The organism is Conexibacter woesei DSM 14684 (assembly GCF_000025265.1).
In the GTDB taxonomy this organism is placed as follows: domain Bacteria; phylum Actinomycetota; class Thermoleophilia; order Solirubrobacterales; family Solirubrobacteraceae; genus Conexibacter; species Conexibacter woesei.
The window spans coordinates 1,698,622-1,722,751 of the sequence record NC_013739.1 but is presented as its reverse complement, the minus strand read 5'-3'; the positions used below and the strand labels follow the sequence as shown (position 1 = coordinate 1,722,751).

Sequence of the window (24,130 nt, the reverse complement as noted above, 5' to 3'; positions counted from 1 at the left end):
CGTGTTTCTGGTCAGATGCGGTCGGCCGCGAAACCGGGGCCGCGCGTGGCGATCTCGACGATGTGCCCGTCCGGGTCGCGGACGTAGATCGAGCGGAAGGCGCCGCGGTCGAAGACGTCGGTGCAGCCGACACCGCGCTCGCGCAGGTAGTCGCGCCATGCGAGCTGCTCGTCGGCGGTCTCGACGACGAACGCGACGTGGTGAACCGAGCCGGCGCCGACGACACCGTCGGGCAACTGCGGGTACTCCATAAACGTGATCATCGTGCCCGGCGTGCCGTCCGCGTCGCCGAACCAGAAGTGGCGGGTGTTGGGGTCGTCGTCGTTGACGCCCTCCTCTACCAGTGCCAGGCCGAGCACGTCACGGTAGAACTCGGTCGTCACATCGAGGTCACGGCAGATCGCGGTGACGTGGTGCAGGCCGGTGAGCCGCATGCGCCGCGGCTCGGCCGCAGGCGCGTCAGGCGCGGCGGCCGGTTCGGCGCCGGGCGCGGGCGGGCCGGACGGGTTGGGTGAGTCGGGGGGATCGACAGCCATCGGCCCGCAGCATATCCGCGCGACAGGCGGCCACCGCTCGCCGCGCGCTCAGCGCACCTTCATCCCGAACCCGCCGGAGCGCCGCTTGAACACCGCCCGCCAGCCGGCGAACGCGATGCCAAAGACGGCCAGCGCGATCGGCACGATCGTCGCTCTGTCGAGTCTGAGGAAGTAGTTGACCGCAAGCGTCGCGATGCCGAGCACGCCGGACAGCAGCAGCGTGTGCGACCGGTACCCGCCCAGATGCTCGCGCAGCGCGACCTCCAGACCTGCCACCGACCCCATCAGCACCGCGCCGGTCAGCAGCACGTTCCCCGCCCCTCCGCCGACCACGAACCCCGCGACCCCGAGCAGGATCGCCGACAGCACGCACAGCTCCACCAGCGGAAATCTCCCCCACGGCGCCGCCGGCGCCTCGTCGCGCCGCGACGGTGGGCGGGTGCTGGAGGCCCGCGCTTCCGTCGTGCGCGGCGGTGCCGCGTCGGACGTGGTGATGCGCTTTCGGCTGCGGCGGCCCATGCCCCAGGAGCGTAGTCGGAAGGGCGCCGCGGTGACGCACCCGCTCCGGCCACAAACGTTAAGAGTGAATTATACTGTTGAGGCCCGCGGCGGCCTCAACGGTGGCTAGCGGACAGCCGCTCGACACCTTGACGTGCCACCAGCCAGCGAGCATCCCGATGATGCCGAGACGGGGGCGGGACTCCCAGGCGCCGCAGCCGGGCTCGCCGACGTCGGTGCGGGTGATGCGGACGAAGCGGTGCTCGGCGGGGTCGCGGAGCATGCGCGCGAGCTGGTCGCGCTTGAGCGCCTCGCGCTCGGCGCGCTCGGCGAGCGCCTGCCGGACGGCGTGGAGGCGTTCGGCGAGGTCGTCGCGGATCCGCTCCAGCTCGCCGAGGCCGAGCAGGCGCGGGCCGTGCAGTGCGGACATCCGCGGCGACCAGTCGATCGCGTCGCGCGGGGTGATCCGGACTGTCAGGCGCGCCAGCTCCGTCTCGAGCTTCTCGACCTGCGCTCGCAGCGTCCGCCGAGCGGCCGCCTCGTCGATCGTGCGCCACACCGGGGCGACGCGATCGTGCGTCGCATGCGTCATCGGCTGATCGATCACGCTCTCCATCCTCTGGCGAGTCTACCCGCAGCGCGCCGATTTTGGGTCGGTTCGGGCGCGAGGCCGGTCGGCGAGGCCGGTCAGGACTGCAGCGTCTCCGCGGCCATCCACAGCGCCTCCTCGACGTGGATCGCCGGCACGCCGTCGACGGTCACGGCGTACAGGAGCACCCGCCGCGTCTCCCGCCCGACCGTCGCCCGCGGCGCCTGCTCGCCGAACAGCAGCGCGAGCGGCGCGCGCTCGTCCGCGACGACGATCCGGCCCTGCGGCAGCGGCGTCGCCTCCTCCCCGGCCCCCAGCGACTCGCGCTGGCCCGTCAGACGCAACCCGAGCGCTCCCTCCACGACGGCAGCGTCGAGCGCTCTCACCGGCACGCCGGTCTCCATCACGGCGATCGTGAGTGCGTCGTCGAGCAGCCCGCGCGACGGCAGCCCGCCGCGCATCAGCCGTTCCACCGCCGCCGCTTCGGCCGGCACCCGCGTCACGTCCGGGTCGAGCCCGATGTGGCGGAAGAAGACGCGGTACGCATGCGGTACGGGACGCTGGCGCAGCACCAGCGCGTCCGCGCCGTAGAAGCGATCGGCCAAGCGCGCAAGATGCTCTCTGACACCGCGCGGGCTGCGACCGAGCCGCCCGTCCACGCTCACCGTCAGTGACACGAGGCCGAGCCGCGGGAACTCGTCACGCAGCCGCTCGGAGACCCACGCCGCACGCGTCTCGGGTTCGCTCACCCAGTCTCCTTTCCGCTCCCGCTCTCGCCCGCCGCACCCGGTCCTCGCTCCAGTCTCCGGACCTTCGCGGCCAGCGCGCTCGCCGTCGCGGCTTCTCCGCCAAGCGCTGTCTCCATCACTTCACCGCCTCTGTAGGCGAACACCACCGTCGGGCAGACCGCCACACCGTAGACGTTCGAGACCGCTCCGTCACGGTCCTGCGCGACCGGGAACGTCCAGCGATGCGCTCTGACGAGGTCCCGAAACTCCGACTTCTTGCCCTTGATCCCGACTGCCGCGAAACCGACCTGCGGGAAGTCGCGCGAGACCGTCTCGATCGCATCCAGCTCGCGCGTGCACTTGTCCGAGCCGGCAGTCAGGAAGGCGAGGACGACCGGACCCGCGCTCGCGAGCGTGCAGCTGTTGAGCGCTCGCGGGTCGTCGACGTCGCATGCCGGGATCTTGCCGGCCTCATCCTGCCCGGAGCGGGAGGCGACGTTGGCGTCACCGTCGAGGTCGCTCGTCACCAGCGGCGCGGCGAACGGCGGGAGTCTTCTGCCCGGCTCGATCCCGGTCGAGCCGGGGCCTTCCGTGCGCAACGTGTTGAGCGAGATGTACGCGATCAGGATGATCGCGATCACGCCGACGGCCCAGCCGTATCTGCTGGCGCCGGGCGGCCGCGCCGAGCGTGGCGGCGCCGGGGGCGCCGGCGGCGCCGCGGGTGGTGCCGAACCCGGCGGCGGCGGGGGCGCGTCGCGCTTGCCGGGCTCGCTCACGCGGCGGGCACGTCGGGACGCGGCGCCCGCCGTCCCCGCCGGCGAAGCGGGAGGCGCTGCGCGAGGCGCGCGAAGACGCCCCGTTCCGCGAGCACCAGCACGGACGGCAGGACGACGAGCACGCCGATGAGCGACACCACGAGATCGACGACGGTCACGATGCCGAAGTCTCGCAGCATGCGGATGTCCGAGAGCGCGAGGACGCCGAAGCCGGCGATCGCGGTCACGCCCGACGCGAGCACCGCGCGGCCGGTCGAGCGGTACGTGCGCGCGAGCGCGGTCGCGACGTCATGGCCGTCAGCGCGTTCCTGGCGGAAGCGTTCGGACAGCAGCACGCTGAACTCGGTCGAGATCGCGATCACGAGCGCGCCGAGCGTCGCCGACATCGGGTTGAGGGGGACGCGCGTGAGGAACAGGACGAGCGCCGACCAGCCGGTCGCGAGTGCGATCGGCACGAGCGGCACGAACGCCCGATCCGCTCTGCGGTAGACGGCGAAGAGCACCGCCGCGACGGCGACGAGGCCGGTCAGCAGGAGCAGCAGGCGGCGCCCCGCGGACGACAGCTCGGCGTTCGCCTGCGCGGTCACGACCGGCAGGCCCGCCAGCTCCGCGCGGACGCCCTTCGGCGGGTTCAGCTCGTCGCGCAGGATGTCGACGACCTGCTGCTGCTCGTCGAGCGGCATCAGCCGGATGCCGAACGCGAGCGTGGCGGCGTCGCGGTCGCTGGTCAGCACCGCGGAGGCGAAGTACGGCGGGACCGCGTCGAGCAACCCGTCGATCGCTTCCTTGCTGTCGGTTCTGGTGCCGGAGAAGAGATCCGGCAGCGAGAAGGCGGGACAGATTCTCGCGTCCGCGCAGCCGTCTCTCGCGTCGTAGCCGAGCCGTCTCAGGACGCGCGCCTGGTAGTCGGTCATCCACGCGACGACCTCGGGTCTCGCGACGTCGTCGCCGCGCACGACGACGTCGATCTCGCCCGACGATCTCGTCGCGTCCTGCAGGGTCGTCAGATCGGCGAGCGCCGGCATGTCGGCCGGCACGAGCTTCGTCACGTCGGAGACGACGTCGGTCTGGGTCTCGACCGCCCACCCGACCGCTGCCAGCGTGAACGCGACGGCGAGGATCCGCCCGGGGCGGCGCAGCGAGGCGCCGAGCACGGCGCGCGGCGAGGCGACGCGTGCAGCGCCGCGGCCGAGCGCGCGCAGCGGCGCGACGCTCACGATCGCACGGCCGGCTGAGGCGAGGATGTCGCGGGCGCCGGCCGCCGATGAGCGAAGGGCGCGCGCAGGCACAGCAGCGGCTGCGGCCAGCGCGCGAGCGACGCGGCCCGCCGCCCGGCCGCGCTCGCCGCTCGCGTCCGCCCCGCCCGGGCCGCCCGCGCCCGCCCCGCCCCGCCCGCGCGTCCCGAGTGCAAGCGCCGCCGAGCCGGCGGTCAGCGCGCAGGCGAACGCGAGCGCGATGCCGACGACGAGCAGGACGCCGAAGCCGCGCACCATCGGCACGGGCGAGAACAGCAGGACGAGGAAGCCGGTGGCGGTCGCGAGGCCGGCGGTGGCGATCGTTGGCGCGCCGGCGCGCGCCGCGCGGCCGACGGCCTCCGCGCCTTCCGCACCGGCCTCCCGCTCCTCCTCGACGCGCGACTGGAACTGGATCGCGTAGTCGACCGCGAGGCCGATCAGCACCGGCAGGACGGCGATCGACGCCATCGTCAGCTCGACGCCGGCGAGGCGCATCGCGCCGAAGGTGAGGCCGGTCGCCGCGAGCGCGATCGCGAGCGGCAACAGTCGCAGTCGCGCGCGGAAGACGAGCAGCAGCACGAGCGCCATCGCGGCGACGGCGGCGACGAGCAGCAGCGCGATCTCGCTTGTGAGCGAGTCGGCCAGATCTTCGACGACGACCGGCACGCCTGAGACGGTGTACGTCCCGCCGCGCGCGGATCTGAACATTCTCATCGCGACCGCCTCGCGGACCAGCGAGATCGCCCGCCGGCGCTCCTGCGGCGTCAGGTCGTCGCGCAGGCGGACCTGGATCAGCGCGGAGTCGGCGCTCGGGAACAGGTAGGCGAAGCGGGACTTCGGCACGTCGGCGCCGCGGGCCGGATCGAAGACGATCTGCGAGATGAACGCTCTGTTGTCGATCTGCGGCAGGCCTTTGATACCGGTGTCGACCGCGAGTCTCAGGAGCGCGGCAGACGCCTGTTGCGCGGCGACTCTGCTGGCCGCCTCCCCTGCCCGCTGCTGCTCTGCCGCGCTCTTGCCCTGCCGCTTCGCCGCCCGGATCGCGGCGGCGCTGGCCGCTCTGCTTCGCTCCTGCGCGGACGTCAGCTCCTGCATGAACGCGTCGGCGACCGAGCGCGTCGCCTCGTTGAGGAACGTTCCGGGGCCGTAGACGACGCGCGCCGGCTTCAGCTTCGCCAGCTCGGCGCACGGGCTGCTGTCGCCGCCGTACGGTCTCGCGTCGGCCGGCACGTTCCCACCGAGACAGCCTTCGAGCTGGATCGTGCGGCCGAGATCGGCGGTGAGGACAAGGTCGGCGACGCGCTCTCTGATCAACACGAGGATCGCGTCGTCGCCGAAGTCTCTGTGGAATGCCGCGGTTGCGCCGCCGGCGTCCGAGGATCGGCTCGCAAGCGTGTCGGTGTCGGCGCTCGGCTGGAGCCCGAGCGCAAGCGCGCCCCCACCGCACGCCAGCGCCACGACCGCGAGCAGCACGACGACCGGACGCGCCGCTGCGGCCCGGGCGATGCGCTCGAGACCGTTCCGCATCCGCACGGTCAGACGAGGCTAACGCGCGCCCTCGCAGCGCGCGCCAACCGATACGGACGCCCACCCATCACGGCTGCGAGGGCGGATCGGCGACCACACGCGGGAAGTCGCCGGCGAAGCCGGGGAATCTGCCCTGCGCGCGGCACGGCGGCGCCGGGACGTCGGTGTAGCTGCCGCTCGTGATCGCGCCTGTGATGGGATCTCTCGCGACCCGGAAGGCGAGCAACGAGATGAAGTCCGCGGCGCTCGGCGAGATCCCGCCGATGATCGCCGCAAGGTTCGGCGGGAGGTTCGGGACCGGCCGCAGACCGTTCGCGCATTGGCGTGTCTCGAACGAGGACAACCCGCGCAGCAGCTCTTCGCCGGTGCCCGGCGCCCGGTACGCGTTCGGGCGGTTGTACGCGAGCCGCTTCGGGTACGTCGTCAACCCTTCCGGCGAGAACGGCGCGAGACCACGCAGATACCCCGGTCCCTCGATCGTCTGCGTGTTCGTCGCTGCCGTGAAGTTGCCGAAGAGCGAATCGATCTCGGGCAGATAGCTGGCGAGGAATCTCAGCACCGGGTTGAACGTCCGCGTGAACGGATCGAGCTGGCCGAGCGCCGGCCGCAGGTCGTCGAGGAACCGCGAGAACGCGGGCAGCCCTCTGTACGACGCGGTGATCAGCGGACCGAGGTCGACGAAGAAGTCGCGGAACGGAGGCGCCAGTCTCTCGAGCGACTGCAGCGTCGGGCTGAGCTGGCGCGCGACGGGCCGCAGCTGCGTCACGAGCGGATCGGTGTTGTGCGCGAATCTGTCAAGCCGCTCGACCGTCAGCTGCGACTCGCGCTCGAACGTCGGGAGCGCCTTGAAGAACGCCTGGAGCGCTTCGTTGCGGTCGCCGATCGTGCCGAAGACGGTGTTCGAGTTCGTGATCAGCGACGACAGGTCGTTGCCGCGCTCGCTCAGCGCGTCGAAGACGATCCCGGTGTTGCGGAAGAAGCCCTGGACCATCGGCTCCTGCCGGTTGAGGATCGTCAGCAGCTCGTTCGTCCCGGTCGCGAACGGCGCGAGGTTGCCGAGCGTGTCGTTGAAGTCCTGGCCGCGGCCTCTCAGCGCCTCCGCGCTCGACTGCATCCAGACCTGGAAGTCGCGCCGCGTCCGCTCGTCGAGCGAGCGGAAGATCTCGTCCAGCTCGACCGTTCTCTGCACCTGCGAGGCCGGCAGTGCGCCGCCCTCTCTGAGCAGGCCGGCGGACTTGTTGCCGGGAGTCAGCTCGACGTAGGTCTCGCCGAGCAGCGTCTTCTGGCGCAGGATCGCGCGTGCGTCTCTCGGGATCGGCGAGTAGCGCTCGTCGAGCTGGATCGTCGCGTCGGTCGTGTCGTCGGGACCGAGCTCCAGCTTCACGACCTTGCCGACCGGCACCCCGGAGATGCGTACGTCCGCCTGCTGTGCCAGCTGCGCCGCCTCCGGGAAGTACGCGTGGAACTGGTAGCCCTTCGGCTTCAGCGGCACCGAGCCGCCGAACGAGATCCAGAGGTACAGCAGCAGCCCGAAGCACGACAGGGCGAAGCCCGCCATGACGAGGATGCGACCGAGTGTCGGAGCTTGCTTCTGCATCTCAGCCTCTACAGAACGACGAGTTGTCGGGAAGGCCGGACAGCTGGGCCGCGAGCGTCAACGCGGCCGCTTCTGGCTGGTCGCTGCCCTTCACGCCTCTGACTGCGCTGAGGTTGCCGCAGTTGATGTAGAGCGAGGAACGCAGCATCGAGCCCATCGCGTCCTGCGTAGACAGCGCCGAGTTCGCGATGTGCCCGAGCCACGTCAGGTAGAAGAGGTAGCCCTCGTCTCTGCCGGGCGGGTTGTACGCGAGCGCGTTGAAGAATCTGTTGAAGGTGTTGAAGCCGCTGATCAGGTCCGGCGTCGCGTCGGCGAGCTGTCGTGCGGCGGGACGCAGCTCCTTGATCACCGGCGTCGCAGCGACCGTGAACGGGCGCAGCTGGTCACGGATGATCGGCGTCGTCTCGACGAGGAACGGGCGAGTCGCTCTCAGCGCCGGACCGAGCGCACGCGCGAACGGGCGCAGCGATTCGAGCGCGGGACCGGCCTGGTCGGCGAACTGTCTCGTCGCGGCGAGCGCGGACTGCGTCTGCTGGAGCGTCGACGGGAACTCGGCGAGCGCCTGCTCCAGGTTGCTGCCCTGGTTCGCGAAGCGTCTGAAGACGGCCTGCGAGCTGTCGACGAAGGTGCGGAGCTGCGCGTCGTTTCTGGCCAGCGCCTGCGTGAACTTGCCGAAGTTGGTGATCGCGCGTCTGATGTGCCCGCGACGCTCGACGAGCAGCTCGGTCGCTCTCTTCGCGTCCCGCGCGAGCGGGTCGAAGCGACGGAAGACCTGCGCAAGCTCTTGGCCGTTGCCGGTCAGGCCGACGGCCGCGCCGTTGAGCAGCAGCTGAAGGTAGGTGCGCGTGTCCTTGTCGAGCACGGCGAGGATCTCGTCGAGGTTGACGTCGGGCGCGGTGTTCGAGACCGGCAGCGTGTCCCCGCTGTCCAGGCGTCTGCCGCTCGATCTGTTGCCGGGATCGAGCTCGACGACCATGTCCTTGAGACCGGTCTTCGGACGCAGCAGCATCGTCGCGTCGGGGTAGATCTGCGCGTATCTCGGGTCGACGCGCATCGTCACGATCGCCCGGCCGTTCTTCAGCTCGACGTTCGAGATCTCACCGACCTGGACGCCGGCGATGTCGACCGTCTGCCCCTGCCCTGGCGTCACCGACTGCGCGGTCGAGAACTCGCCCTTGAGGATGAACTCCTCTTTGCCGACGATCGGCACCCAGGACGGGAAGTAGATGCGCTGGTGGGCGAGGATGTAGCCACCGACTATCGCGGCCACCACAACCAGCGCGAGGATCGCGATGAAGTCGCGAAGGTGCTTGCGGATCGCGGTCTTCATCTGCCGCCCCCGTTCGCGAGCGGGCTGAGGCGCGAGAGCAGCTCAGAGCCGACCGACGCCGTTCTGGCCGAGGTGTCGTCTGATGCGGCCGTTCTGGCGGGCGGGGTCGTGGGCGTCTCCACTCTTCTCTCGACCGGCGGCGGCGTCGGCACCTGGATGCTTCTCGGTGCCGCACCTGGGCCGGCCTGCGGGCCGTTGAGGTCCGGAACCGGGTTGCTCCGGCACGGCACGTCGGTCTTGATCGCAGGGGATCTCGCCGAATAGAGCGGCCGCGTGCCGAGCGGTCTCTGCGTCGCGAGCCCCGTCAGCGTCTTCTCGACGGTTCCACCCGCGGCATACCGCGAGATCCCGGGAGCGACGTTCCACTGGCCTCCAGCCGCGGTGGCTCGGAGGTAGGCGCCGTTGCCGTCGAAGCCCTGCCCGGCGCTCGTCAGGCCGACGAGGCCGTACCAGAACTCCTTGTAGCTCTCGACGATGCTGCCGTCCGAGCGGCGGTTCGTGAGCGCGCCGTCCTCGAGGCCGACGTTGCCCGTCGGGAGAATGACCTTCGCGAAGCACTGCGAGAAGTCGTCGATCTCCGGCAGCAGTCTGATCGACGCGTTCGTGAGTCTCGCGAGGTCCTTCGTGGCGGGGGTCAGCTCAGCCATCAGCCCTTGCAGCTCGTCCGGGCCGAGCAGCGCGCGCGTCTGCTCTATCCACGGGAAGGACGCGTTGACGGTCGCCGCCGTCTCGCGCACGCCGGGCAGGATCTCGCGCGCCCATGCGCGCGTCGACGGCAGCGCGGCGTCGACGCTGCGCAGCGCGCTTCTCGCGGTCGCGAGCGTCGGCCCGAGCAGGCGGATCGTCTCGCTCAGCGCGCCGCTCTGGTTGGCGAAGGCGCTGGCGGTGAGGTTGAAGTTCACGATCAGGTCCTGCAACTGTCCCTCGCGGCTTTCGAGCGTTCTCGACAACCGTGCGACGCTGGCGATCGTCTTGGCGAGGTCGCCCGGCTTCTCGCCGCGGATCGCGTCGTTGACGATCGTCGCGTTCCGCAGCGCTCTCGCCCCGGGCGCCGCCGCGTTGTTGAGGCCCTGTGCGCCGGTGAGGCCGCGCACGGACTCGGGCAGCTCGGCGTCCTGCTCCGGGGTCGGCTTCGAGTTGAGCGCCGCGCCGTACTCCTCGAGCACGTGCTGAAGGTCCTCGCGCGAGTCCGACTGGAGTGCGGTCAGCAGCTGGTCGAGCTGGACGGGGGTCGACGTCTGCGTGACGCCGATCGTGCCGCCGTCGGGCACGTCGGGCGAGCCGGGCGTGCCGGGTCTGAGGTCGACGAAGAAGTTGCCCTCGAGGAAGATGCGCGGGCGGATCTTGAGCGTCGCGTCCTCGTGGATCGGCAGGCCGTCCTCGCTGATCTCCATCTCGACCTGCGACAGGTTGGTGTCCTTGTAGCGGGCGACCGACTTGACTCTGCCGACGTTCACGCCCGCGATGCGCACGGGCGAGCCGGCGCGCAGGTTGTTGGCCGACTCGAACACCGCCGTCACGCGGTAGCCGCTGGTGAACGGAATGTCCTTCGTGAACGCCAGGTAGACCGGGATGATCAGCACGACGATCGCGATCAGGCCGACGCGGAAGCGGCTCCAATGCTTGCGCTTGGTGGGCGGCACAGCGCGGCTGTCTCTCTTCTTCGGAGGGCTCACGGCTGCCAATCGTCGAACAGGAGTCTTGGTGTATCCGCCGTTCTCATCGGCGAACCAGGCGGGTTTCCGATGACCGTTCTGCCCACCTCGTACTCCTCGTTGCCGGCCATGCAGACGCCGTTCTGGCCCGGTGCTCCGGTCTTCGGATAGACGTTCGTGTGCAGGTTGTTGACCGGGACGTCTGCGTACGTGGGTCTGCCGTCGGCGGGCGCTGAGGCAGGACCGCCTTCGCTGTTCGGGCCGATCGGGCCACCTATCGCGAGCAGGCGTGCCCACGAACCCTGCGAGGGCGTGCTGTTGTCGTAGTCCGACAGCACGCTCGCCTGGTTGTTCAGGAACAGCCCGATGTAATTGCACTGCGTCTGGATCGCGGACAGGTTCGCGATCGTCGGCGAGAGCACGTCGACCGTGTTGTTCAGGCCCTTGATGCCGAGCGGCACCTGCGGGTCCTCGGCGAACGCCTGCAGCGATCTCATCTGGCGCGCGAGCCGCTCGTTCAGCGCCGAGGCGCGCGTGATCGTTCTCGTGCCGACCGTGAACGCCTCTGCGAGCAGCGGCGCCGAGGTGCGCAGCGCCTGCGCGCCCGGCTGCAGCTCGCGGAAGAAGCCGGCGGAGTTGGCGAGGAACTTGCGCTGGAACGGGAACGCCGAGATCGCCGCCTCCATCGCCGGCGGCCCGCCGCTGATCGACTCCTGCAGGTACGGGCGCGAGATCGCCGCGAATGCGTCGAACGTCGTCGACAGGTTCCGGAACAGCTGCCCCTGCTGCTCGGCGACCGGCGCGACGATCGACGCCGTGCGCTGGAGCGCGCCGAAGAACTCGCCGAAGCCCGTGCGCGGGTCATTCAGGTTCCGCATGACGGGGATCAGGTTTCTCGTCAGCGGGTCGAGCTCGACGATCGCCTCGTTGAGGTCGATGCCGCGACCGGCGAGCGCGTCCCCGAAGATCTTCAGGTTCGCCTGGTTCGCCTTGCGCGTCTTCTCGTCGAACATGTTGAAGAACTCGTCGATCTCGACGGGTCTCGGCGTAGCCTGCGCGAGCGAGGTGGTGGCACCTTCGTCGAGCCCTTCTCTCGATCTGCCGCGCGTGACCTCGAGGTACTTGAGGCCGACCGCCGAACGCGGGCGCACGATGAACGTCGAGTCCGTCGGCAGCGGCTTGACGTTCGTGTCGAGCTTCAGCGTCAGTCTCGCCGTGACTCTGCCGTTGTCATGAACGACCGGGTCGATCGCCGAGATGATGCCGACGCGGTCGCCGCCGATCCGGACTTCGTTGCCGGTCACGAGGTTCGCCGAGTCCGGCACCTGCGCGTAGATCTGGTAAGTCGGCACGAACGGCAGGCCGTTGTTCGCGTTGTATGCGAGGAAGACCGCGACGATCACGACGAGCACCGTCGCCGCGCCGATCAGCACCGGGTTCGCCGCCACGGATGTGCTGCGGCGGTTCATCGCACGGACTCGCTTCCGAGCAGGTAGCCGAGGACGCCGGCGCGTGGGTCCTCTTGCGAGTTGGCTGTCGTGTCCTGCCCGGCGACCGCCTCGTCAGCGGTGGTGGAGGACGAGCTCGACTCGTCGGGCTTGGCGGCCGGCAGCGTGATCTGCGGCAGGCGCATGTCGTCGGAGGACCGCTTGTTCTCCGGAGCGGGAGCGTCCGAAGTGGCCGCGCTCGCTGTTGCGTCTTCCTCGCCGATCTGTCTGACCCGGAAGTTGGAGTCGCAACCGCTCGTCACAGTGAAGTATCTGAGGCACTGGCCCTCGAAGATGACGTGCGTCCGCAGATAGTGCCCGATGCTGTCGAAGCCGTTCAGCGCGCCGGTGAAGCCGTACACCGTCCGCATGAACCGGTCTATGCCGCGCTGTCTCTCCAGGTCGCTGAGGCCGACCGCGAGGTTTCTGGCGAGGGGGCCGGTGGCTCTGGCGAGCTGGTCGATGTCCTGGATGACGGGTCTGGCGGCGATCAGGGCTCTTCTGCTGATCTCGGCGGCGTCGCCGAAGGTGCGCAGCGTCGGCAGCGCGGCTCTGCTAAACGGGCCGAGCTGCTCGAAGATCTTGTTGATCGACGGTGCGGCGGCCCGCAGGTCGGTGAAGACCGGCGTGGCGGACTTGGAGAAGTTCTCCAGCTGCGCCATCGTCGGGTTGAGCTGGCGCAGGAACTCCGGGAACAGCGCGAAGTTGCGTTCGAGGTCGTCGCCGCGCTCGGCGGTCGCCTCGGCGGTCTTGCCGGCCTTGTCGATGAAGTTGCTGATCGCGTCGGCCTCGCGTGCGAGCGGCCCGACGGCGACGTCGCCGTCCTCGGCCAGCTTCGCGAGGACTCTGTTCTGGTCCGCGAGGATTCTGAGGACCTTGTCGAACTCGTCGAGCGCGGGGTTGGCGCGGCGGATGACGGCTCTCAGCTCGTCGCCGCTCCCCGCGAGACCGGTGCCGAACTCGTTCAGGATCAGCGAGAAGCGCTGCCGCTCGGGCAGCCGCATCACGTTGTTGAGCATGTCGAGGTCGACCGGCGAGGAGGTGTGCGACACCGGCAGCAGGTACTGGCCCTCGCCCGCCCCGTCCTCGATCTTTCTGAGCGGCGGCGACGGTCTGTCACCCGGGTTCTTCGGCTGGGTCGGTATGCAGGAGACGTACTTCTCGCCGAGCAGCGACTGCAGCCGCACGGCGCATCTCGCGTCCTGCTTGAAGTTCTTGAACGCCGGATCGGTGATGTTGAGGATCACCGCGGCCTTCTTGTCCGGCGTCACCTCGAGCGAGTCGATCGATCCGATCACGACGCCGGAGGCCTTCACGTCCTCGCCGGAGACGAGGAAGCCGGCGTTGTCGAAGATCGCGCGCACCTTGTAGGAGCTGTCGTCAGACGCTGCACCCGTGCCGAAGACCACGACGGCGAGGGCCGCGACCACGATCAGTCCGATGGCGAGGATCCGCTTCATGGGCCGGTGGGGGTGTCGGCGGGATCGCAGTCGCCGCCGGGGGCGACGTAGGGGTTGGAGCCGTCCGGGCGCGCCTGGCTCGCGGCGCCGGGGCAGCGGCGTCTGTCGTCGCCTCTGATGCCCTCCAGGCGCTGCGACGGCGAGACCGGGTTCAGCACCTGGGAGCCGTCGGCGTTCTGCGCGTACTGGAAGGCGCCGAAGATCGGCAGCGCGCGGGCGTAGTGGCCGTTCGCGTCGTAGTTCGCCGTCGCCTGGCCGAAGCTGCGCAGCCAGCCGACCAGATCAGGCGTGTACGGACGGAAGAAGTCGACGACCGGCTGGCCTTGGCGCATCGCGTCGACCGAGTGCTTGAACGACGGCGAGCCGACCTGCTGCAGCTTCGGCAGCTGGCGGACGATGTCCGTTATGTCGTTGTTCGGGCCCGCGGTGTTGACGAACTCGCTCAGGTCGGTGAACGTCGGCGTCGCCTCGTCGACCAGTGGACGGAACTCAGCGAAGAATCTCGCGAGGTTCTTCGTCGCCGGCTTCGATGCGTTGACGAGCGGGTCGAGGTCGTCGAGCGTCGAACGCAGGTCCACGAATGTGACGTTGGCCTCGCGCAGCGTGCCCGGCAGCTCGTCGAGCGCCTCGGCGAGACCGGAGTTCTCGGTCGCGATCGCGCCCATCATCGTGTTGAGGCTGCCGATCAGCGCCGACAGCTCGTCGCGGCGCTCGGCGACCGACGACATCACTCTCGACGTGCTGACGAGCGCCTGCTCCAGCGTCGCCGTGTCGCTCGACAGCTCGCGCACGAGGTTGTTCGTCGAGGAGAGGAAGGGGCTGAAGTACTTCGACGCCTCGCCGATCTCTCTCGTTCTGCCGGCGTACTGGGTCGCCGAGCCCTGGATCAGGTCCTGGAGCCCTCTGCGCGTTCTCTCGTCGAACGTGTTGAAGAGCTGGTCGATGTCGACGACCGAGGTCGTTCTCTCGACGCCGAGGAGCGAGTTGGCGGCCAGCTTCGGCGCGTTGTTCGGGCCCGGCGAGAGCTCGATGTAGCGGTTCGCGACGCTGGACAGCGACGACAGCCGGATCGTCGCGGTCGTGCCCTCGTGCAGCGGCGCGTACGGCTCCTTGACGCTGATCTTGACCTCGGCGAGGTTGTTGTCGGTCAGCTCGATGCTCTCGACGCTGCCGACGCGACGACCGCCGATCTGGACGTCGTTGCCTCTCACGAGCTGCCCCGCGGTCTGGAAGACGAGCCGATACTGCTCGCCGCCGCCGCCGCTGAGCAGCACGATCGCCACGACCGCGACCACCAGCAGCAACGCAGCGAGCGCCGCACCGCGTGCGACGGTCATGCGACCGCCTTCCGGCAGGAGCAGGTGATGTGCGGCGACTGTGGCGTCGGTTCAGACAACTCTAAGAGCTCAGGTCGAGAGACAGTTTTCGGTGCGAGAGCGCTATCCCATCCCGAGCGGGCCCTTGGACTCACCGCTCAGGAATTGGCGAACGAAGGCGTTCTCGGATGCGAACAGGTCGGTCGCGGGACCGGATTCGACGATCCGTCCGCGCCACAGTACGGCGATGAACTCCGCCACGCGCCGGGCGCTGGCGATGTCGTGCGTGATGACGACGTAAGCGCCGCCGTTCTCGGCGTGCACCTCTTTGATCAGCTCGCAGAGGAGCGCCGTGCGGACCGGGTCGAGCCCCGAGTCGGGCTCGTCGAACAGCACGATCTCCGGGTCGAGCACCAGCGCGCGAGCGAACCCCGCGCGCTTGCGCATGCCGCCCGACAGCTCGTTCGGCATCTTCTCGTTGGCGTCGCCGAGGCCGACCTCGCGCAGGCGCCGGTTGACGATCTCCGCTATCTCGTCCTCGCCCTTCTCGGTGTGCTGCCGAAGCGGGAAGGCGACGTTGTCGTACAGGTTCATCGACCCGAACAGCGCGCCGTCCTGGAACAGGACGCCGAACTTCTTGCGCATCTCGAAGAGGTCGTCGTCGACCATGTTCGGCACCGACTCGCCGTGGACGAGGATGTCGCCCTGATCCGGGTAGAGCAGGCCGACCATGTGCTTGATGCAGACCGACTTGCCCGTGCCCGACGGCCCGAGGATCATCGAGATTCTGCCCTCGGGGATGCCGAGGTTGAGGCCGCGCAGCACCTGATTGCGACCGAACGCCTTGTGCACGTCGACGAACTCGACGGCGTCCTCGACGCCCTCGACGGCGTGGCGAGCCTCGGTGTGCCAGCGGAACTCGTCGTCGTCCTCCGCGGACGCGGCGGGACCACGCGCCGGCTCCGAGACGACGGAGACGCGCGACTCGGCCCGTTCCTCAGGCTCTACCTCAGCCTGAGAGTAGACCTCGATCTCCCCGCTCTCATGGTCGATCTCGCCGAGCGTCTCGCGCTCGTCGTAGGCGATCTCGTCCTCGAAGGCGGGCTCGTCGTACGCCGGCTCGTCATAGGCGGGCTGACGCTCGTCACGCCCCTGCGCGACGTCGTCGCGGTGCTCGTCGTCGAGCCGGTCCTTGTCGGAGTCCGAGCGACTCACATCACCCTCCAGTCTTGAAGCGGGGCAGCCATCAGCGGATCAGGTTGATCTCGGGATGGGTCGCGAGCAGCGTCTGCGTGAAGACGTAGTTGAACGCGAAGATGCCCATGAACGCTATGACGACCGCCTGGTTGACGGCGCGGCCAACGCCCTCGGCACCGCCCGAGGCGGTCATGCCCTTGTAACAGCAGACGATCGCGATGATCGCGCCGAACAGCGTCGTCTTGAGCAGGGATCCCCACAGGTCGGTCGTCGAGGCGTTGGTCAGGAACGTGGCGAAGAACGGGCCGAGTGGCGCGCCGTTGACGAGCGTCGCGATCACGCCGCCGAAGACGCCGAAGAGGAGCGCATAGACGTCGAACAGGCCGGTCACGAGCATCAGCGCGAGGAAGCGCGGGACGACGAGGTTCTTGACCGGGTCGACGCCGAGCACCTGCAGCGCGTCGAGCTCCTCGCGGATCTTGCGCGCGCCGAGGTCGGCCGTGATCGCGGTGCCGGCGACGCCGGCGAGAACGATCGCGGTGACGAACGGCGCGAACTCGCGGATCGAGGCGAGCACGAAGAAGCCGCCGAGCCGGTCGAGCGCGCCGAACAGGACGAGGAAGTTGGCCGCCTGGAGCCCCGGCGCCCCGTAACCGAACGCGACGGTGGAGACGAGCAGGGGAAACCAGCACAGCTTCAGGGCGAACAGAAACTGCGAGACGAATTCGCCCCCGTATGGATAGGGCGGCCGGACGGAGGAGACCAGCGTCTTCCCCGTCAGGATCATCATGTCGCCGATCTCCTCGAGGGCGTTCCTCGTGGGAAGCAACGCTCGGTCGGCGACCGTTCGCACCATCTCTCTCTCGTCCTCCCTAGTAACTCCTCGAAAAGCGCCGGAAAGCGCCTTCGTAGGCAAAGCGTATGGCACGGCTGGGACGCATGCCAAACGAGAACCGTCGCGTCTCCGCTACAAGAGACACGCGCTTCTATATATGCCTGGGAACCGCGCTCTGCGCCGGTTCGAACCGGCGAGCGACGAGGTGACGCCGTGGTATGTTCGCGCCGCTGTGCCTGGGAGAGACGTGATCCTGCGAGGCGGAACGGCGGCTCTCGCAGCCGCTGCGCTCGTCGTCGCCGGTTGCGGCGGCGAACGCCAGGACGCGAACGAGAAGGACGCGACGTACAGAGTCTCTGTCGTCGGCGCCGAGTTCCCGGCCAGACAGCAGCTCGCCGAGGAGACCGAGATGCGGATCGTCGTCAAGAACGTCGACGACCGCACGATCCCGAACCTGGCCGCGACGATCGAAGCGGCGGGCGAGGGAACGGAGACGGTCGCGTTCGGGATGCTCACCGACCAGCCCGGTGTCTCCTCCCGCTCGCGCCCGGTCTGGGTCGTCGACGACGGGCCGCTGAGCGGCGACACCGCTTACGCGAACACCTGGGCGCTCGGGCCGCTCGAACCGGGCGACGAGCAGACGTTCAGCTGGAGAGTCGCCGCGGTCGTGCCGGGCAGATACGACGTGACGTACCGCCTCGCCGGCGGCCTCGGCGGCGAGGCGAAGGTCGAGCAGGCGGACGGCAAGCCGGCCGCGGGCAGATTCACCGTCGACATCAGCCGCAAGCCGCGCCAGGCGCGGATCGCCGCGGACGGCACGATCGTCCGCGAACCGGCCCGCTGAGCGCAGCGAGCCGCACGACGCGCCGTGCGGCGTGCCGCCGCAGCAGACCGCGCCAAACACAAGGGCCCGCAGCGCTCTCGCGCCACGGGCCCTCGCGTTGCACGGACCGGTGTCGCCCGTCATTACGACGCCGGAGCCGAGTGTGAACACCTGTGTGCTCGTGTTGTCCAGATGGACAGACGCGCGGTCTGAGGTCGCCCCTGAGCCCGCCGCGTTGACGGTAAAGCGGCAGTCTGCGGCAGGCCGTGCGCATGATCTTTAGCCATCTGGAGAAAGATCGTGGCAGCGGTTTCGCCACGACCTGACACCTCTCGTACGCGTCACGCCCGCGCCACCCCACAGCTCCGCAACACGGTGTGACTGTTGCGGCGGGAATTCCTGGCCCTTATATTCCCGCGCGAGGAACTGGTGCGCCCGCGACCCGGGCCGCCGTGCGGCGTATCGGGGGGCGAATGCGACACGCGTCCCTTTAGACATGCGGATAGTGTCGATTCCGCAGAGACTTCGTACGCTCGCTGCGCACGGAAATCACGAGCCACCGTCCCTCGCCGTCCCGATCAGCGGCGCCGAGCCGGAGTGTCCCGGCACGGACGATGGAAAGGAACAACACCCGTCTATGCCCAGACTCCGTCAAGAGAACGTCACCGCCGCCCAGTGGTCGCCGAACGGCGCAACGCTCGGTACGCCGGATCTGACGCTTCCCGACAACCAGATCTTCGGCACCAACGTCTTCACCCCTGCTGAGCAGCGCCAGCGGCTGCCCAAGGCGGTCTACAAGCAGCTCCAGCTGACGCTCGAGCGCGGCGAGGCGCTCGACAGCTCGCTCGCCGACTCGGTCGCGCTCGCGATGAAGGAATGGGCGCTCGAGCGCGGCGCGACCCACTACGCGCACTGGTTCCAGCCGCTCACCGGCTCGACCGCCGAGAAGCACGACTCCTTCTACAACCCCGTCGGCGACGGCACGGCGATCGCCGACTTCTCCGGCAAGGAGCTGATCCAGGGCGAGCCCGACGCGTCGTCGTTCCCGACCGGCGGCATCCGCGCGACGTTCGAGGCCCGCGGCTACACGGCCTGGGACCCGACCAGCCCGGCGTTCATCCTCGAGAACCCCAACGGCGCGCTGCTCTGCATCCCGACCGCGTTCACGTCCTGGACCGGCGAGGCGCTCGACTACAAGATCCCGCTGCTGCGCTCGATGGGCGCGCTCTCCGACGCCGCCGTGCGCGCGCTGAGACTGCTCGGCGACGAGCAGACCGAGCGCGTCTTCACGACGGTCGGCCCCGAGCAGGAGTACTTCCTGATCGACGAGCAGTACTACTTCGCGCGTCCCGACCTGCTGACCACGGGCCGCACGCTCTACGGCGCGCAGCCACCGAAGGGCCACGAGCTCGACGACCACTACTTCGGCTCGATCCCCGAGCGCGTGCTCGCGTACATGCTCGACGTCGAGCGCGAGCTGGCGAAGCTCGGCGTGCCGATCAAGACGCGCCACAACGAGGTCGCACCGGCGCAGTACGAGATCGCCCCGATGTTCGAGAACTCGAACGTCGGCTCCGACCACCAGCAGATCACGATGCAGGTGCTGCAGAACACCGCGCGCAAGTACGGCCTCGTCTGCCTCCTGCACGAGAAGCCGTTCGCCGGCGTCAACGGCTCCGGCAAGCACAACAACTGGTCGATGGGCACGGACTCGGGCGACAACCTGCTCGAGCCGGGCGACACGCCCAACCACAACCTCTCGTTCCTGTTCTTCTGCACGGCGGTCATCCAGGCCGTCGACAAGCACCAGGGGCTGCTGCGCGCGACCGTCGCCGGCCCGGGACAGGACCACCGCCTCGGCGCCAACGAGGCGCCCCCGGCGATCATCTCGATCTTCCTCGGCGAGGAGCTGGCCTCGGTCTACGAGGCGATCGAGAAGGGCGTCGCGGGCGAGCCGAAGCCGGGCTCGCTGCTCGGCCTCGGCACCGACGTGCTGCCGCCGCTGCCGCTCCACGGCGGCGACCGCAACCGCACGAGCCCGTTCGCCTTCACCGGCAACAAGTTCGAGTTCCGCGCCGTCGGCTCGACGCAGTCGGTCGCGATAGCGAACACGGTCCTCAACACGATCGCCGCCGAGGCGATCGACGACCTCGCCGCCAAGCTCGGCAAGGCGATCGAGGGCGGTGCGACGCTCGAGGAGGCGCTGCGCCCGGTGCTCCAGGAGAGCTGGAGCGCCCACAAGCGGATCGTCTTCGACGGCGACGGCTATTCGGACGAGTGGCACGACGAGGCCGAGCAGCGCGGGCTGCTCAACCTCCGCACGACGCCGGACGCGCTGCCGTACTTCGTCAAGGAGGAGACGGTCAAGGTCTTCGAGGCCTACAACGTCCTCTCCGAGCGCGAGTTGGAGTCGCGCTACGAGGTCTTCACCGAGCAGTACGCAGTGAAGCTGAACATCGAGGCGGAGACTGCCGCGACGATGGCGCGCACGCTCCTGCTGCCCGCCGCCGTGCGTCACCTCGCGCTGCTCAGAAGCGCGGGCGTCGCCGAGCTGGTGAGCGAGACCGAGGCGCTCGTCGACGAGTTCGTCGCGAAGATCAAGGCGCTGGAGGCGGTCAACCTGAAGGAGAACCAGGAGGACGAGCCGCCCGCCGCGTGGGCGATATTCCTCCGCGACCGCGTCATCCCCGCGATGAACGACGTCCGCGAGATCGCCGACAAGTTGGAGAAGATCGTCGCCGACGACCTCTGGCCGCTCGCCAAGTACAGCGAGATCCTCTTCATCAAGTAGGGCTCGCCCCGATCGGTGCTCGCGCCCCGCGCGAGCGTCCTGCGGCCCCGGCGCTCCTCCCCGCGGAGCGCCGGGGCCGCTCTTCTTCTCGCGCGAGACACCGAAGCGCGGGCGCCGGCGCAACCTTGGCACGAGCGTGTCAAGGTTGGCCGCATCGCTGGTAGGATCGACGGATGCGCGACTACCTCGATGCCATCCGCAGCCGTGTCGTCGTCTTCGACGGGGGCATGGGCGCCACGCTCGAGCAGTTCGAGCTGACCGAGAAGGACTATGGCGGACTCCAGGGCAAGTGCCACGAGGCGCTGATCCTCCACCGCCCCGACGTGATCGAGGGCGTCCACACGACGATGCTCGACGCCGGCGCGGACGTCGTCGAGACCGACACGTTCCAGGCGTCGAGACTGAAGCTCGAGGAGTGGGGCCTCGGCGAGCACACGCTGGAGATCAACCGCAGAGGCGCGGAGATCGCGCGCAAGGCCGCCGGCGAGCACCGCTACGTCGCCGGCTCGATCGGCCCGACCGGCTTCCTCCCCGCGTCCGACGACCCGACGCTCGGCAACATCTCGTTCCGCGCGCTCGTCGAGGTCTTCGCCGAGCAGGCGCAGGGCCTGATCGAGGGCGGCGCCGACCTCCTGATGATCGAGACGGCGCAGGACATCCTCGAGGTGAAGGCGTCGGTCTTCGGCGCGCGCGAGGCGTTCAAGACGACCGGCCGGAAGATCCCGATCCAGGTCTCGGTGTCGCTGCTGCCCAACGGCGGCAAGATGCTGCTCGGCACCGACATCTCCGCGGTCCTGACGACGCTGACCGCGCTCGACGTCGACGCGCTCGGCCTCAACTGCTCGACCGGCCCCGAGGACATGCGCGACGCGATCCGCTTCCTCGGCGAGTTCTCGCCCGTCCCCGTTCATTGCATCCCGAACGCGGGCCTGCCGCTGCAGGGCCCCGACGGCGAGACGATCTTCCCCGAGAAGCCCGAGCCGCTGGCGGCGTCGCTGACCGAATTCGTCGAGCGCTACGGCGTCTCGATCGTCGGCGGCTGCTGCGGCACGACGGCGGCGCACATCAGAGCGATCGCCGACTCTGTCAAGGGCCACCCCGTCGCGCCCCGGCCGGCCGCGCCCATTCCGCACGTCTCCTCGATGATCGCCGCGACGCCGCTGGCGCAGGAGCCGCGCCCGACGATCGTCGGCGAGCGCGTCAACTCGCAGGGCTCGCGCAAGGCGAAGGAGCTGCTGCTCGCCGACGACTACGACGGCCTGCTGCAGATCGCCGAGAACCAGGTCGAGCTCGGCGCCCACGTGCTCGACCTCTGCGTCGCGCTGACCGAGCGCCAGGACGAAGACGTCCAGATGCGCACGCTGGCCAAGCGCGTCTCGCTCTCGCTTCCCGCCCCGATCCAGGTCGACTCGACCGAGCCGGAGGTTATGGAGGCGGCGCTGGAGCAGATCCCCGGCCGCGCGATCGTCAACTCCGTCAACCTCGAGGCCGGCCGCGACAAGCTCGACCGCGTCGTCCCGATCTGCCTCCAGCACGGCGCCGCGCTGATCGCGCTGACGATCGACGAGGAGTCGATGGCGAAGACGGCGCAGCGCAAGCTCGACGTCGCCAAGCGCATCCACGGCTATGTCTGCGACGAGCACGGCATGGCGCCGGAGCTGCTGATCTTCGACGCGCTCACGTTCACGCTCGCGACCGGCTCAGACGAGTTCAAGACGTCCGCGGTCGAGACGATCGAGGGCATCCGCCTGATCAAGGCCGAGCTTCCCGGCGTGCTGACTTCGCTCGGCGTCTCGAACGTCTCGTTCGGCTTCGGCAGAGCGGCGCGCGAGGTCCTCAACTCCGTCTTCCTGCACCACTGCGTCGAGGCCGGCCTCGACCTCGCGATGGTGCACCCGAAGGACGTCACGCCCTACTCGGAGATCCCCGGGAACGAGCGCGAGCTGGCCGACGACCTCGTCTTCAACCGCCGCGACGACGCGACCCAGCGCTTCATCGAGCACTTCGAGGAGAAGGGCGAGTCGGCCGAGGACGAGTCGGCCGACCCGACCGCCGGGATGGAGCCCGAGGAGGCGCTCCACTTCCACATCCTGCGCCGCAAGAAGGACGGCGTCGAGGACTGGATCGACCGCTCCGTCGAGAAGATCGGCGCGGTCCCCACGCTCAACGACGTGCTGCTGCCCGCGATGAAGGAGGTCGGCGACAAGTTCGGCGCCGGCGAGCTGATCCTCCCCTTCGTGCTGCAGAGCGCCGAGGTGATGAAGAAGGCCGTCGCGCGGCTGGAGAACTACCTCGACCGGCTCGAGGGCTACACGAAGGGCACGGTCGTGCTCGCGACCGTCTTCGGCGACGTCCACGACATCGGCAAGTCGCTCGTCAACACGATCCTGACGAACAACGGCTACACGGTCGTCGACCTCGGCAAGCAGGTGCCGGTCTCGACGATCCTCGACGCCGCGCAGGAGCACAGAGCGAACGCGATCGGCCTCTCCGCACTGCTCGTCTCGACGTCGAAGCAGATGCCGCTCGCCGTCCAGGAGCTGCACCAGCGCGAGCTGCCGTACCCCGTCCTGATCGGCGGCGCCGCGATCAACCGCGACTTCGGCCTGCGGATCCTCTACCCGCACGGCAGAGAGTCCGACGACGTCTACGAGCCCGGCGTCTTCTACTGCAAGGACGCGTTCGAGGGTCTCGCGAAGATGGACGAGATCGTCGACGACGAGGCCCGCTCGGCGCTGGTCGAGAAGACGCGCGTGGCCGCCAAGAGACTGCGCGAGAAGGTCGTCGTCGTGGACGACGGCCCGCCCGTCACCGACGACTCCGTCCGCTCCGCCGCGCTGACCGACAACCCGGTCCCGACGCCGCCGTGGTGGGGCGTGCGCGAGGTCGACGTGCCGCTCGACGAGGTCTGGCACCACCTCGATACGCACGTCCTCTTCAAGCTCCACTGGGGCGGGCGCGGCGTCAAGGGCGACGCTTGGACCGAGCTGCTGCGGGACAACTTCCAGCCGCGCCTGGAGCGGATGTGGCGCGAGCAGGACTACCTGCACCCGCGCGCGAAGCTCGGCTACTTCCCCTGCAACAGCGAGGGGAACGAGGTGATCGTCTTCGATCCCGAGAACCCCGACAGAGAGCTGCACCGGCTCGTCTTCCCGCGCCAGCCCAAGCACGACCGCATCTGCCTCGCGGACCTCTACCGCCCGCTGGACAGCGGCGAGCGCGACGTCGTCGCGCTGCAGGTCGTGACCGCCGGCGACCAGGTGACCGAGCTGATGGCGCAGCTGGAGAGAGACGGCGAGTTCGCCGAGCAGCTGTTCGTCCACGGCCTCGGCGTGCAGACGGCCGAGGGCATGGCCGAGTGGCTGCACGCGAAGGTCCGCACCGACCTCGGCATCGACCTCGACGAGGGCCGCCGCTACTCGTGGGGGTATCCCGCGTGCCCGGACCAGTCCGAGCACGAGAAGGTCTTCGACCTGCTCGACGCGCAGTCGATCGGCATGCGCCTCTCCGGCGGCTACGCGGTCGAGCCGGAGCAGTCGACGGTCGCGATCGTCGCGCATCACCCGCAGGCCGTCTACTTCGGCATGAGAAGCGGCTTCCTGCCGAAGGAGAAGGCGCCGGACGACATCATCGCCGGCTCCGACCGCGATCCCGGCCTGCTCGACGCCGGTTCGCTGGAGAGCGACCCGCGCGACGGCGCGGTCGAGGAAGAGGCGGCGCCGGACGCCGCCGCGCGCTCCTAGCGGAGCG

General features: G+C 69.4%; 17 protein-coding genes. 3 read left to right on the top strand and 14 right to left on the bottom strand.

All coding sequences use genetic code 11. The features are described from left to right. Positions 1–11: 11 nt before the first annotated feature. From CWOE_RS08150 to CWOE_RS08085, 14 genes are all read right to left on the bottom strand, one after another. Complete coding sequence (locus CWOE_RS08150; RefSeq protein WP_049793206.1) at positions 12–536, bottom strand: VOC family protein; 525 nt, start codon at positions 534–536, stop codon at positions 12–14. Positions 537–584: 48 nt separating this feature from the next. Beyond that, a complete protein-coding gene (locus CWOE_RS33350) occupies positions 585–1,055 on the bottom strand; it encodes a hypothetical protein (protein ID WP_012933111.1) in 471 nt (156 codons plus the stop codon). A gap of 58 nt (positions 1,056–1,113) precedes the next feature. After that, positions 1,114–1,650, bottom strand: coding sequence for a hypothetical protein (locus tag CWOE_RS08140; protein ID WP_012933110.1), 537 nt, complete (start codon positions 1,648–1,650; stop codon positions 1,114–1,116). Positions 1,651–1,721: 71 nt separating this feature from the next. Beyond that, positions 1,722–2,372, bottom strand: coding sequence for a phenylalanine--tRNA ligase beta subunit-related protein (locus CWOE_RS30420; RefSeq protein WP_012933109.1), 651 nt, complete (start codon positions 2,370–2,372; stop codon positions 1,722–1,724). Then, a complete protein-coding gene (locus CWOE_RS08130) occupies positions 2,369–3,127 on the bottom strand; it encodes a redoxin domain-containing protein (protein WP_012933108.1) in 759 nt (252 codons plus the stop codon). The genes CWOE_RS30420 and CWOE_RS08130 overlap by 4 nt, the downstream gene beginning before the upstream one ends. After that, complete coding sequence (locus CWOE_RS08125) at positions 3,124–5,889, bottom strand: MMPL family transporter (protein WP_012933107.1); 2,766 nt, start codon at positions 5,887–5,889, stop codon at positions 3,124–3,126. Before CWOE_RS08125 ends, CWOE_RS08130 begins: the two co-directional genes overlap by 4 nt. A 67-nt stretch (positions 5,890–5,956) precedes the next feature. Further along, entirely contained in the window at positions 5,957–7,447 is a 1,491-nt protein-coding gene (locus CWOE_RS08120) for an MlaD family protein (protein WP_041730260.1), read from the bottom strand. Between the two features lie 40 nt (positions 7,448–7,487). Further along, positions 7,488–8,816, bottom strand: coding sequence for an MlaD family protein (locus CWOE_RS08115; protein ID WP_012933105.1), 1,329 nt, complete (start codon positions 8,814–8,816; stop codon positions 7,488–7,490). Continuing rightward, positions 8,813–10,492 (bottom strand): MlaD family protein, encoded by a 1,680-nt coding sequence (locus CWOE_RS08110; protein ID WP_012933104.1) that lies wholly within the window; start codon positions 10,490–10,492, stop codon positions 8,813–8,815. The genes CWOE_RS08115 and CWOE_RS08110 overlap by 4 nt, the downstream gene beginning before the upstream one ends. After that, entirely contained in the window at positions 10,489–11,940 is a 1,452-nt protein-coding gene (locus CWOE_RS08105; protein WP_012933103.1) for an MlaD family protein, read from the bottom strand. Before CWOE_RS08105 ends, CWOE_RS08110 begins: the two co-directional genes overlap by 4 nt. Beyond that, positions 11,937–13,418, bottom strand: a complete 1,482-nt coding sequence (locus tag CWOE_RS08100; protein ID WP_012933102.1) for an MlaD family protein — start codon at positions 13,416–13,418, stop codon at positions 11,937–11,939. The genes CWOE_RS08105 and CWOE_RS08100 overlap by 4 nt, the downstream gene beginning before the upstream one ends. Then, positions 13,415–14,755: an MlaD family protein gene (locus CWOE_RS08095; protein WP_012933101.1), complete on the bottom strand. Its 1,341-nt coding sequence runs from the start codon at positions 14,753–14,755 to the stop codon at positions 13,415–13,417. The genes CWOE_RS08100 and CWOE_RS08095 overlap by 4 nt, the downstream gene beginning before the upstream one ends. Before the next feature lie 102 nt (positions 14,756–14,857). Beyond that, complete coding sequence (locus CWOE_RS08090) at positions 14,858–15,949, bottom strand: ABC transporter ATP-binding protein (protein WP_012933100.1); 1,092 nt, start codon at positions 15,947–15,949, stop codon at positions 14,858–14,860. A 31-nt stretch (positions 15,950–15,980) separates the two neighbouring features. Further along, on the bottom strand, positions 15,981–16,721 hold the full coding sequence (locus tag CWOE_RS08085) for an MlaE family ABC transporter permease (protein ID WP_012933099.1): 741 nt from the start codon (positions 16,719–16,721) through the stop codon (positions 15,981–15,983). Positions 16,722–16,998: 277 nt separating this feature from the next. Here CWOE_RS08085 and CWOE_RS08080 point away from each other — a divergent pair, with 277 nt between their 5' ends. The 3 genes from CWOE_RS08080 (at position 16,999) to CWOE_RS08070 (ending at position 24,123) form a co-directional block, all read left to right on the top strand. After that, complete coding sequence (locus CWOE_RS08080) at positions 16,999–17,610, top strand: COG1361 family protein (RefSeq protein ID WP_148260936.1); 612 nt, start codon at positions 16,999–17,001, stop codon at positions 17,608–17,610. Between the two features lie 616 nt (positions 17,611–18,226). Next, positions 18,227–20,380 (top strand): glutamine synthetase III family protein, encoded by a 2,154-nt coding sequence (locus tag CWOE_RS08075; RefSeq protein WP_012933097.1) that lies wholly within the window; start codon positions 18,227–18,229, stop codon positions 20,378–20,380. Between the two features lie 173 nt (positions 20,381–20,553). Beyond that, positions 20,554–24,123 carry a methionine synthase gene (locus CWOE_RS08070; RefSeq protein WP_012933096.1) on the top strand — a complete coding sequence of 1,190 codons (3,570 nt, stop codon included), beginning with the start codon at positions 20,554–20,556 and terminating at the stop codon, positions 24,121–24,123. Positions 24,124–24,130 lie beyond the last annotated feature (7 nt).

What these genes read in the sequence shown, in the direction of transcription:
- CWOE_RS08150 (WP_049793206.1), bottom strand. Translation starts at nt 536, where the DNA reads ATGGCTGTCGATCCCCCCGACTCACCCAACCCGTCCGGCCCGCCCGCG.
- CWOE_RS33350 (WP_012933111.1), bottom strand. Translation starts at nt 1,055, where the DNA reads ATGGGCCGCCGCAGCCGAAAGCGCATCACCACGTCCGACGCGGCACCG.
- CWOE_RS08140 (WP_012933110.1), bottom strand. Translation starts at nt 1,650, where the DNA reads ATGGAGAGCGTGATCGATCAGCCGATGACGCATGCGACGCACGATCGC.
- CWOE_RS08125 (WP_012933107.1), bottom strand. Translation starts at nt 5,889, where the DNA reads ATGCGGAACGGTCTCGAGCGCATCGCCCGGGCCGCAGCGGCGCGTCCG.
- CWOE_RS08120 (WP_041730260.1), bottom strand. Translation starts at nt 7,447, where the DNA reads ATGGCGGGCTTCGCCCTGTCGTGCTTCGGGCTGCTGCTGTACCTCTGG.
- CWOE_RS08115 (WP_012933105.1), bottom strand. Translation starts at nt 8,816, where the DNA reads ATGAAGACCGCGATCCGCAAGCACCTTCGCGACTTCATCGCGATCCTC.
- CWOE_RS08105 (WP_012933103.1), bottom strand. Translation starts at nt 11,940, where the DNA reads ATGAACCGCCGCAGCACATCCGTGGCGGCGAACCCGGTGCTGATCGGC.
- CWOE_RS08100 (WP_012933102.1), bottom strand. Translation starts at nt 13,418, where the DNA reads ATGAAGCGGATCCTCGCCATCGGACTGATCGTGGTCGCGGCCCTCGCC.
- CWOE_RS08095 (WP_012933101.1), bottom strand. Translation starts at nt 14,755, where the DNA reads ATGACCGTCGCACGCGGTGCGGCGCTCGCTGCGTTGCTGCTGGTGGTC.
- CWOE_RS08085 (WP_012933099.1), bottom strand. Translation starts at nt 16,721, where the DNA reads ATGATGATCCTGACGGGGAAGACGCTGGTCTCCTCCGTCCGGCCGCCC.
- CWOE_RS08075 (WP_012933097.1), top strand. Translation starts at nt 18,227, where the DNA reads ATGCCCAGACTCCGTCAAGAGAACGTCACCGCCGCCCAGTGGTCGCCG.
- CWOE_RS08070 (WP_012933096.1), top strand. Translation starts at nt 20,554, where the DNA reads ATGCGCGACTACCTCGATGCCATCCGCAGCCGTGTCGTCGTCTTCGAC.